12 protein-coding genes are annotated in these 9,651 nt (G+C 57.5%); 7 read left to right on the top strand and 5 right to left on the bottom strand.

The window, feature by feature from the left end; genetic code table 11:
* Window positions 1–480 (top strand): SPASM domain-containing protein (locus P7F28_RS29600; RefSeq protein ID WP_277188532.1); only part of this gene is annotated, 480 nt, incomplete at its 5' end.
* A 38-nt stretch (window positions 481–518) separates the two neighbouring features.
* Complete coding sequence (locus P7F28_RS29605; protein WP_277188534.1) at window positions 519–1,205, top strand: response regulator transcription factor; 687 nt, start codon at window positions 519–521, stop codon at window positions 1,203–1,205.
* Here P7F28_RS29605 and P7F28_RS29610 read toward each other — a convergent pair.
* Complete coding sequence (locus tag P7F28_RS29610) at window positions 1,148–2,167, bottom strand: sensor histidine kinase (protein WP_277188536.1); 1,020 nt, start codon at window positions 2,165–2,167, stop codon at window positions 1,148–1,150. The genes P7F28_RS29605 and P7F28_RS29610 overlap by 58 nt on opposite strands.
* 184 nt (window positions 2,168–2,351) lie before the next feature.
* On the opposite strand from P7F28_RS29610, the gene P7F28_RS29615 reads away from it, so the two are divergent.
* Window positions 2,352–4,646 (top strand): TonB-dependent receptor, encoded by a 2,295-nt coding sequence (locus tag P7F28_RS29615; RefSeq protein WP_277188557.1) that lies wholly within the window; start codon window positions 2,352–2,354, stop codon window positions 4,644–4,646.
* Window positions 4,647–4,651: 5 nt separating this feature from the next.
* Here the strand turns inward: P7F28_RS29615 and P7F28_RS29620 are convergent, their stop codons facing one another.
* The 3 genes from P7F28_RS29620 to P7F28_RS29630 all read right to left on the bottom strand — a co-directional run bounded on the left by P7F28_RS29620 (window position 4,652) and on the right by P7F28_RS29630 (window position 6,907).
* The gene (locus P7F28_RS29620) at window positions 4,652–5,062 is read right to left on the bottom strand and encodes a hypothetical protein (RefSeq protein WP_277188538.1); all 411 of its coding nucleotides are present in this window, start codon (window positions 5,060–5,062) and stop codon (window positions 4,652–4,654) included.
* 146 nt (window positions 5,063–5,208) lie between these two features.
* Window positions 5,209–6,261 (bottom strand): beta-propeller fold lactonase family protein, encoded by a 1,053-nt coding sequence (locus tag P7F28_RS29625; RefSeq protein WP_277188541.1) that lies wholly within the window; start codon window positions 6,259–6,261, stop codon window positions 5,209–5,211.
* 133 nt (window positions 6,262–6,394) lie between these two features.
* Entirely contained in the window at window positions 6,395–6,907 is a 513-nt protein-coding gene (locus tag P7F28_RS29630; RefSeq protein WP_277188544.1) for a DUF3280 domain-containing protein, read from the bottom strand.
* Window positions 6,908–7,128: 221 nt separating this feature from the next.
* On the opposite strand from P7F28_RS29630, the gene P7F28_RS29635 reads away from it, so the two are divergent.
* The 3 genes from P7F28_RS29635 to P7F28_RS29645 all read left to right on the top strand — a co-directional run bounded on the left by P7F28_RS29635 (window position 7,129) and on the right by P7F28_RS29645 (window position 8,413).
* Window positions 7,129–7,434 (top strand): hypothetical protein, encoded by a 306-nt coding sequence (locus P7F28_RS29635; RefSeq protein WP_277188546.1) that lies wholly within the window; start codon window positions 7,129–7,131, stop codon window positions 7,432–7,434.
* A gap of 2 nt (window positions 7,435–7,436) precedes the next feature.
* On the top strand, window positions 7,437–7,790 hold the full coding sequence (locus P7F28_RS29640; RefSeq protein ID WP_277188548.1) for a VOC family protein: 354 nt from the start codon (window positions 7,437–7,439) through the stop codon (window positions 7,788–7,790).
* A 374-nt stretch (window positions 7,791–8,164) separates the two neighbouring features.
* Entirely contained in the window at window positions 8,165–8,413 is a 249-nt protein-coding gene (locus P7F28_RS29645) for a hypothetical protein (protein ID WP_277188550.1), read from the top strand.
* An 8-nt stretch (window positions 8,414–8,421) separates the two neighbouring features.
* On the opposite strand, the gene P7F28_RS29650 is transcribed toward P7F28_RS29645, so the two are convergent.
* Window positions 8,422–9,000: a J domain-containing protein gene (locus tag P7F28_RS29650; RefSeq protein ID WP_277188552.1), complete on the bottom strand. Its 579-nt coding sequence runs from the start codon at window positions 8,998–9,000 to the stop codon at window positions 8,422–8,424.
* Window positions 9,001–9,204: 204 nt separating this feature from the next.
* Here P7F28_RS29650 and P7F28_RS29655 point away from each other — a divergent pair.
* Window positions 9,205–9,651, top strand: a 447-nt coding sequence (locus tag P7F28_RS29655; RefSeq protein ID WP_277188555.1) for an HD domain-containing protein, incomplete at its 3' end; no start/stop codon positions are given.

The raw sequence follows: 9,651 nt of genomic DNA on the forward strand, positions 1-9,651 counted from the left end.
GATAAATGCAAGATCTTCTTTGTCGTGCCCGATTACTACGAGACGCGGCCCAAGCGCTGCATGAATGGATGGGGACAGGTTTTTCTCGGCATCGCGCCCGATGGTGCGGCTTTGCCTTGTCATACGGCGCGCTCGTTGCCGGGTCTTACGTTTCCTAAGGTTACCGAAACATCTGTCAAGGAAATCTGGTACGAGAGTGATGCCTTCAATCGCTTTCGCGGTTTCGGCTGGATGAAAGAGCCGTGCCGCAGTTGCGACGAGAAAAGCATCGATTTGGGCGGATGCCGCTGTCAGGCGTATCTGCTCACGCAAGACCCTGCAAATGCAGACCCCGTGTGCGATAAGTCACCGCATCACGAACGCGTGATCGAAGTGGTTCGCGCGGCGGCATCGCGCGAAAAGGCCGTCGTGCAGGAGCAACCCATCGTCTTTCGTAACGATGCGAATTCGAAGCGCTTCGCAGCCAGGGAGCGCTCTTAGCTTGATAGCGTGAATCAGGGTGGAGGAGAACGACGATCATGAACGCCGACATTTCCGTGCTGCTGGTGGACGATCACGCTGTGGTGCGTGAGGGCTATAAGCGTCTGCTCGAACTGAATCCCGATGTGAATGTCGCGGGCGAAGCGGCGAACGCGGCGGAGGCTTATCAGAAGTTCTGCGCGCTGCAGCCGGATGTGGTGGTGATGGATCTCGCCTTGCCGGGCGCGAGCGGTATCGAAGCGATGCGGCGCATGCTTGCGCGCGAACCGCATGCGCATGTGCTGATTTTCAGCGTACACGAAGAAGCGATTTTCGTTCGACGTGCGCTCGATGCCGGTGCGCGCGGCTATGTGACTAAGGCGAGCGCGCCCGATGTTTTGGTCGAAGCGGTGCGCTCCGTCGCGCGTCGTGTGTGTTATCTGAGTCCGGATATTTCGCAGGCGCTTGCACTTCGCGCAACCATTCAGGATGGTCCACCGGGAAGGCAGTTATCGGCGCGTGAATTCGAAGTGTTGCGGCTGCTGGTGCAGGGTTATACGCTGCCGAGCATCGCGGAAAAACTGGGCCTGAGTCAGAAGACGGTGGCGAATCATCAGTCGGTGATAAGGCAGAAATTCGGCGCGGATAATGGCGTGCAACTGGCGCAGATTGCCAATCGATTGGGGCTTCATTTTGCGGACTTTGCGTCGCCGGATGCCTCGTTTATGTCGTTGGGGAATGGTTGAATCGGTTGAACGGGTACGCGCGCGCAGAAGAGAAAGCCCTCACCCGGACGGCTCGCGATATGAAACTCGCCGCCGAGCGCTTCTACGCGCTCGCGCATGCCGACTAGGCCTAACCCCCCCTTGCGCGGCTTCGACAAGTCCATGCCGGGGCCGTCATCGGTCATGGTGACGACAATTTCGCCCGGACCACGCGCGAGGTAAATCTCGACGCGCGCATCGCGTGCGAACTTCGACACGTTCGTCAGCCCTTCCTGCACCAGCCGATACAACGTGATATCGAGCGCATCGCTCAGATCGTCGAAATCGCCATCGACGGCGAGCGTGAACGATGCCTGCGGCAAGCGCTCTCGCCAGCCATCGACACAATGTTCGAGCGCGGTCGGCAAGCCGAATTCATCGAGACCGATAGGACGCAGCTTGCGAATCATGCCGCCTATCTCGCGATACACATGCGTCGCGCTCTGCATCAGCGCAAGCGACAGCCGATGAATCTCCGCTTCGCGATCAGCCGATAAATCGCGGATACGCGCCGCATCCAGCGACATTGCGTTGAGATACTGACCGAGTTCGTCATGCAATTCGCGCGCAAGATGCCGGCGCTCGGTCTCCTGCGCGCTGATCGCCTGACTCGCGAGCCTGCGATTCTCCGCCAGCAAGTGCGCCGCCTCCTCTTCCAGCACACGACGCCTGCGCGCTTCACGCTGCGCTTCCTGATATCGACGCCACGCAAACCACGCGCAACCCGCCGCGAGCACGAGCAAAGTGGGCGGCAGTTCATCGAGTTGGAAACGTTCGGCACTCCGTGTCAGCCGATACGCGTACTCGCTGAAATCGAACCTGGCGAACAGCGCGCCCGCGATCAGCGTGACGACGAGCACGATGGCGCAATCGCGCCACACCGCGGAGCGCGGCGGACGTTCGCGGACTGCATCGGCAGAAGTGGGCAAGGAGTCGGATGGCATCACGGAATCGATTCTACGCATGCTCTGCGCATCCGGCGCGCGCTTAAAAACGGGATTGGGAACGCTTCCCTGCGCGATCGGGAAAAGCTCCCGTTCCGCGCGCGCTTTCTTATGCGACGCTTTCAGTGAAGACATGGGCGCAATCAAACACCAAGAAAAATGATAGGAGGAGTCGGTGAAGAGCATGCCTCGCGCGCGCAAAAGCGCGCATCCGTTCAAACCCCGAGCGGGACTTCGACTCGTGTTCGGCGGTGCATTTGCGAGTATCAGCGTGGCGGCGTGGGCGCAAGCCGAACCGACGATTGAGCCACCGGCTACCGAATTGACGAACGTGGTCGTGGTCGGCACCACGCCGTTGGTCGGTGTCGGCACGCCGCTCGATAAAGTACCGGCGAACGTGCAGACCATCAAGGGCCGCGATATCGATGCGCAGCACTCGCAGACTACGACAGATTATCTGCAGAAGAACGTCGTCAGCGTCGATATCAACGATGCACAGGGCAATCCTTCGCAGACCGATATTCTTTATCGTGGCTTCACGGCGTCGCCCTTGCTCGGCACGCCGCAAGGTTTATCCGTGTTTCTCGATGGCGTCCGCGTAAACGAACCGTTCGGCGATGTCGTGAATTGGGACCTGATTCCGCAAGCCGCGATTCAAACGATGCAGATCATTCCCGGCTCGAATCCGACTTTCGGTTTGAACACGCTCGGCGGCGCGATTGCGGTGACGACCAAGAATGGCCGCGATAATCCGGGCGGCAATGTCGATCTGAGCTTTGGTTCGTTCGGGCGCAAGGTGGCGCAATTCGAGCAAGGCGGCGTGCTGGGCGATCACGTCGATTACTACTTCACGGCCAACGTCACCAACGACAACGGCTGGGCCGATCACAATTCGAGCCGCCTGCGTCAGGCCTTCGGCAAGATTCGTTACACGGACCGCGATACTACGGTATCCGTATCAATTGGCGGCGCGGATAACACGCTCAACGGCTCGCAGACCATTCCTCGCTCGTTCCTCGATAACTTCCGTCAGGCGTACACGTTTCCGGATACCAACGAGAATCAGCTTGGCTATATCACCATCAACGCGGAGCACTACATTACGCCGAATATCGAAGTAAGCGGCAACGTGTATTACCGGCACTATCGCAATGTGAATGTGAGCAGCAACGTCAACGATAACTTCGATCCCGCCGGCGACGATCCGGATGAAATCACGCAGGCTTTCAACGATCAATCCGTGATCGTCACCGATAGCTACGGCGCAAGTCTTCAGCTAACCTTACTAAATAAGCTGTTCGGCAAGGACAATCAGTTGGTGATCGGCGCATCGGGCGACTTCGCGAATTCGCATTTCACGCAAGCAGAGCAACCCGCGACGTTCACGGACAGCCGCGCGACCATCGGCACCGGTCCCTTCGCGCCTTTGACCGATGCGAAGACGCGCAACTCGAATCTCGGCATCTACTTCGAGAATACGTTCTCCTTCACCGAACAATGGTCGATGACACTCGCGGGCCGCTATAACTGGTCCAAAGCCACCATCGGCGATGAAAGCGGCGTGCAGCCTTTGCTCGATGGACAGCACACGTTCTCGCGCTTCAATCCTGCGATCGGCTTCAACTGGAACCCAACGCCGTATTTGACGGCCTATGCGACGTATAACGAAGGCATGCGCTCACCGACGGCCATCGAACTCGCGTGCGCGGACCCGAATGCGCCGTGCTCGCTGCCGAACGATTTCATCGCCGATCCGGATTTGAAGCCGGTGATTTCACGCACGTTCGAAATTGGCGCGCGCGGCCGTATTGGACGCAATACGACGTGGAGCGCGGCGGCATATCGCACCACGCTTTCCGACGATATTCAGTTCGTCAGCAGTCAGGGCGCGGCAAGCACGCTGGGCTATTTCCAGAACGTCGGCAAGACGCGCAGGCAAGGCTTCGAACTGGCGGGGCGCACGCAATGGGGACCGCTCGGCGTGGCCGCGAGCTATGCGTATGTCAACGCGACGTATCGATCGACATGGACGGAAAGCAGCGCGAGCAATTCGAGCGCAGACGATGACGGGAATATCACCGTGCATTCGGGCGATCGCATTCCCGGCATTCCGGCCAATACCGTCAAAATGCGTCTGGATTACAACGTGCTTCCGCAATGGAATGTCGGCTCGAATCTCACGTATCGCAGCAATATCTTTGCACGTGGCGATGAGAACAATCAGGACGCAAACGGCAGCGTGGCCGGCTATTTCCTGATCGATCTCGACACCACCTATAACGTCACCAAGCAAATTCAGGTCTACGCAACAGTCAAGAACCTGCTTAATAAACGCTATGCGAACTTCGCGATTCTCGGCGAGAATTTCTTCGATGGACCCAATCACACGTTCAATAACGGCGCATCGGTAAACGAGCAGTTTTTGGGGATCGGCGCGCCGCGTGGTGTGTGGGTCGGCATGCGATACGCCTGGAAATAAAGGCTTCAACGCGGCCTGAACGGATAAACCTTCGCAGGCCGCCGCTGCTGCAATTCCGCGAGATAGTTCTCGACGAATCGTCCGAGCGCATTGGCCTTCAGTTGTTCGAGCATGCGCATGGCATCGCTGGGCGATTCTGGGCCCATCACGAGCGCGCCCACGCCCAGCTCACCGAGGCGTGCAACGAGTGCGCATGACGACAGCGATCCTGCATCGAAGAGATGGATCGCATCGACGGCCTCTTCTTCCAGTTCGATGGCCGCATGCTCCACCTGATCGCATCGAAATTCGCCGTGTTTGTCGATATAGGCGGGCAGCCAATGGCAATTTCCCTTGCCGCCCTGCGTTGCAACGAGCACGCGCTTGCGTGAAGGCGCGTCGATGATTTCCTGGAAAGCCTCGGCCAACGTGAGCATGGTTTTCTCCCCGGCGAGTCATTGCCGATGGTACCAGCCGCCATGCCAGCGCCGCGCGCCGTAATCCGCAATGATGCGCGGCACAAAACGAAATGGCCGCGCGTATGAAACGCAGCGGCCATTTCAAGGCTTGAATCGAAGTACGTTCAGCGCCCGACGATTGATCCCGCGCTCGGCGGATACGTGACCACGCCCCACGCCAGCGGCAAGTCACCGATCTGCTTTACCGGCTGATAGTTCGATGCATCGATCACATAGACGGCGTTCGAGCGGCCGCATGCCAGCAGAATCTTCGAGCCGTCAGGCGTAAAGCTGAAGTGCCAGCAACGCTGACCGACCGCGACATCGCTGACGTGTTCGTAGCTTGTGCCGTCGAACACCTGCAAGGTCTTGTCGCGCGCGGCGGCCACCAAAAGATGCTTGCCCGAAGGGTCGAACGATACGCCGTAGGGTCCCGTCTTCGTATCGACGGTTTTGACGATCTTCATCGTTCCGGCATCCAGTACAACGAACTTATTTGTATTTTCCAGCGTAACAACGTACTGCTTACCATCTGGCGATGCCTTGATGCCGCGCGGACGCGAGCCTTTAGGCAAGCTCACCGTGCGCACCGGTTTTCCCGTACCCACGCGATACACCGACACCGTATCGTCGCCTTCATTGGTGACGAGCATCAGCTTGCCGTCATGTGAAAACTCCACGCCTTCGGTCTCGTGGCCGCTCTTCATGGAGTGCGTGACCTTCATTGTTTTCAGATCGACAATGGCGATTTCCGCAGGCGGCGAGTTGGCGTCGTCATCGTCCTTCTTTTCGGGCTCGCCGGGTTTGGGCGGGCCGCCGTTTTCGCCCGGCTCATACGTCACATAGGCCATGTTGCCGAACACGCGCACAAACTCCGGGTTCTTGCCGATCTTCGCGCGGCGCGTGACCTTGCCTGTGGATGTATCGATCTCGGACAGATCGGACGTCGTCTTGTTGGCGACATAAAGACGCGTGCCGTCCTTGTTCAGACTCAGGCCGCGCGGACCGTCCTTGCCGATATCGAAGGTTTTAGTGAGGGAAAGCGCATCGAGGTCGATCACGCCGACACCGGCGCTTTCGCTCGTGACATAGGCAGTGGCGGCAGCGTGCGCGATGCCCGCGCTCATCGCAAGCGTGAGTGCGCATGTCAAACGCACCGCCTTGAATCTGACTGGCATTTCTCGTGTCTCCGGCGTTGTTTTGATTTTCTCAAGGCGACGCGAACGCGCGTGCCTGATCTTTTCAACTTAGCGTATATCGCCGCGCGCTGGCAACGTTGTCAGTCGGGAAAAACTCCCGAATTTGCCGCGTTTAATGTGTGGCGGAAGGATCGGCTGCAACAAGATCGACTAAAGCTTTTGCGCCGCGTTGCCATGACAAGTCCGTATTGCCGCGTATATCGACGGAACGTTGAAACAGCGTTGCTCCGCTCGCTGCATCTTCCACGCGCAGATTCATATTGAGGATGAGGTTGCTGATCTTCTGCACCCAGCACACGCCCACGCGTGCTACGCCGAGTTGCTTTGCCACGCGCAATTCGCAACCGTTGCAGGCGTTCATATCCTGCGTGCTTTGCAGTGACGCGATAAGGTCGTGTGCGGGCGCGTTGTCAGCTACGTTGAAGATCGCGCGTTCGCGCAGATCGTTGCGTAAGGCGTCGCTTATCATCGAGAGGCGCAGCTTCTGGATGCGGTTGATTTCGTCGTCGTTATAAGCGGCGTTATCGTCGATCAGGGTGCAGTCGAGCATCGCGATGGATGGCTGGGCTTGCGCCGTTCCAAGCGATAAAAACAGTGCCGCACATAACATCGCGATGCGTCTCATATCGTGTGTCCTTGTGAACATCGGTTCTGTCAGGCCCAAAATACAGGCGCTCGATATTTCTATCAAGCCTTGCGAACGCAAGAAATACTTAGGCATCCATGTTATTTTCATGCGCAACTTCCAGTGTCATACAGCGTATCAAACTATCTTCTGACAAGATTTCTCGCTGCAAACGGAGTAATGTTGCTATCTGAGCGATTCACGAATTCAAGGAGGCGATCATGCCCGACGATCCCGCTCAATGGCACGTCTTCGAATACGAAGGTTTTGACATTCACGTGCTACCGCAGATGAAGCCCGGCCCCGAGCATGCGCCGCCGCGATTCGTCTATATCGGCCACGTCTGCCGGCATGACGCGAACGCCGACACGCCCGGTGAAGCCATACATTTCCACGCCGATGGCGACGACGCCTTCAAACGCGCAGAAGATGCCGTGGACGAAGCGCGGCATATCGGTCGCGCGATTATCGACGGGACGCATCCGGATTTATCGGTGTTGTCGCTGGTTTCGCATCATCATCATTGAGTATGGCGAACATCGAAAGTCTCAGCGCACTGACGCTTGCCACGCACGATATGGCGCGCGCCGTGGCGTTTTACGAAGCGCTCGGCTTTCGCATCGTTCATGGCGGTGCGAGCGAGGCGTTCACTTCATTCGCGGTGGGTACGTCGTTCCTCAATCTCACCAGCGAAACGCACGGTCCCATTCAGTTCTGGGGCCGCGCGATCTTCTATGTTTCGGATGTCGATGCGTTTTATGACAAGCTCGTCGCGCTCGGCATCCAGCCACAATTCGCCCCGCGCGATGCGCCCTGGAACGAGCGCTATTTTCATCTCACCGATCCCGACGGCCACGAACTGAGCTTCGCGCGCCCGCTCTGAAACCGCATTCGCGGGCATGCGGTTCGCTTCAATACAAGTGACGGGTAGCGCACCGAACGGCCGAATGATATGACCGTTCGCGCACATACCCGCGCACCACCTTGAACGACGATTAATCCGTCATGTAAGACAAACGCTTAGCCCGCTTAGCCGATCCTTAGCGAGTTCTTAGTGAAATAAGCAAGTCAGCATCGATTTAATTTCGCTTGTTGCTATTTCGCAAAACGGCTTGCGGTGATAGATGAGCAGCGTAGAGTTCAAGTGCTTTATCAAGAAAGTGGTGCGTTGCGGCAGGTATTTTCTATAGCAAGGCTTAAAGCGACGGGTACTTTTGGCCGTTAGCCTGAATATGGAAGCCGCGTGTGGAGACTTTGATGAAAAGCGCGTACGAGCAGTCCCTTCGGTATCAGGTAGAAAAGTGGCTTGCGCCGGGCAGTGTGCCGGTTCATGTGACTAAGTTCAGCCGCACAGGCGCGGAAAAAAGGCGCTATGTATGTGTATCAACAGAACAAGGTGCGGCGTCGCGCGCGCTGTTCTTTTTCCGTCACGACGACGGCCACTGGTGCCCGTATCCGCCCGCGCCTAAGCAACACAATATGCGCGGCGAGCGGTTGGCGGCTTAAGGCTTTTTCTAGAACTTCAGGTTGTTCAGGAATTGAAACCACATCGCGCCTAGCGGATTGACCGGGTCTTCGGTTTTTGTTTCCGTCTTAGCAGGCGCTTCAGGTTCATCCACCTCTTCTTTAGCAGGCTTAGCGTTGCGCGATTCATGCAGCGCCACGACGCTATCCGCAATCTGGCGGGCCGTTACATCTTCGCAATCACGGCCGATCAGCACGCCAAACACCACATCCCGATTATGCCCTTGCGACGCGAATTGCATCGCAAGCGAAACGCGCTCGCGATAAAGCGCTTCACGTGCCTCGCGTTCTATGGCTTCGCGCGCCTCGCGTTCTGCCTCTTCCTTTCTCACGCGCGCGTTAAAGCGCTCCATTTCTTCCGCAAAAATACGGTCGTAGACTTCGCGCTGGGCGGGATCGGAAAGAATTGCGTACGCCTCCTTTAGCTCCTGAAACTTAGCGCGCGCAATGTCTTCGTTGCCAGTATTGCGATCGGGATGAAAACGCATCGCGGCCTTGCGGTAGGCGCGCTTGAGCTGTTCTTCGGTGGCGTGCTCGTCCACGCCGAGCGTATCGTATAGCGTTGCCATGCTTTGCGATTTTGCGATTGATGGATTGAGTCGCGGATCATCGTATCACGCGGAAATTGCGGTTCTTTTGCAGAGAGCGCTAAGCGAGTCCGCTAAGCACGGCTTAAGGGCATTGTGCAAATTCGTCAGGCTTTGGCCCGCGCCACAAAATCGTCATATTGCGCGCCGACAATCCGCGTCGATTCTTTAGCGCTCAAGCAAACAATGGCACTCTCTCTTAGCGATATTCAGCATCTCTTCGATCGATACGGCGCAATTGCCTATAGCGGCGAGCCGGTCACGCAGCTTCAGCATGCTTTGCAAACGGCGGCGCTTGCTGAAGATGCGGGCGCGACGCCCGAACTGATCGCTGCATCGCTATTGCACGATCTTGGTCACTTGTTGAATCTGCAAGGCGAGACGCCTACGGAACGCGGTATCGACGATCTTCACCAATATTTCGCGCTGCCTTTTTTGCGCCCGCTGTTTTCGGATGCCGTGCTCGAACCGATCCGTCTTCATGTCGATGCCAAGCGCTGTCTCTGCGCAATCGACGCGTCTTACTACGCGCGCCTATCAGCCGATTCTGTGCGCAGCCTGCAATTGCAAGGCGGCATTTTCAGCGATGAAGAAGCTAACCGGTTCCTCGAAAAACCCTATGCCGCTGACGCG

Origin of the sequence: Caballeronia sp. BR00000012568055 (genome assembly GCF_029439455.1) — a bacterium.
Classification (GTDB): Bacteria; Pseudomonadota; Gammaproteobacteria; order Burkholderiales; family Burkholderiaceae; genus Caballeronia.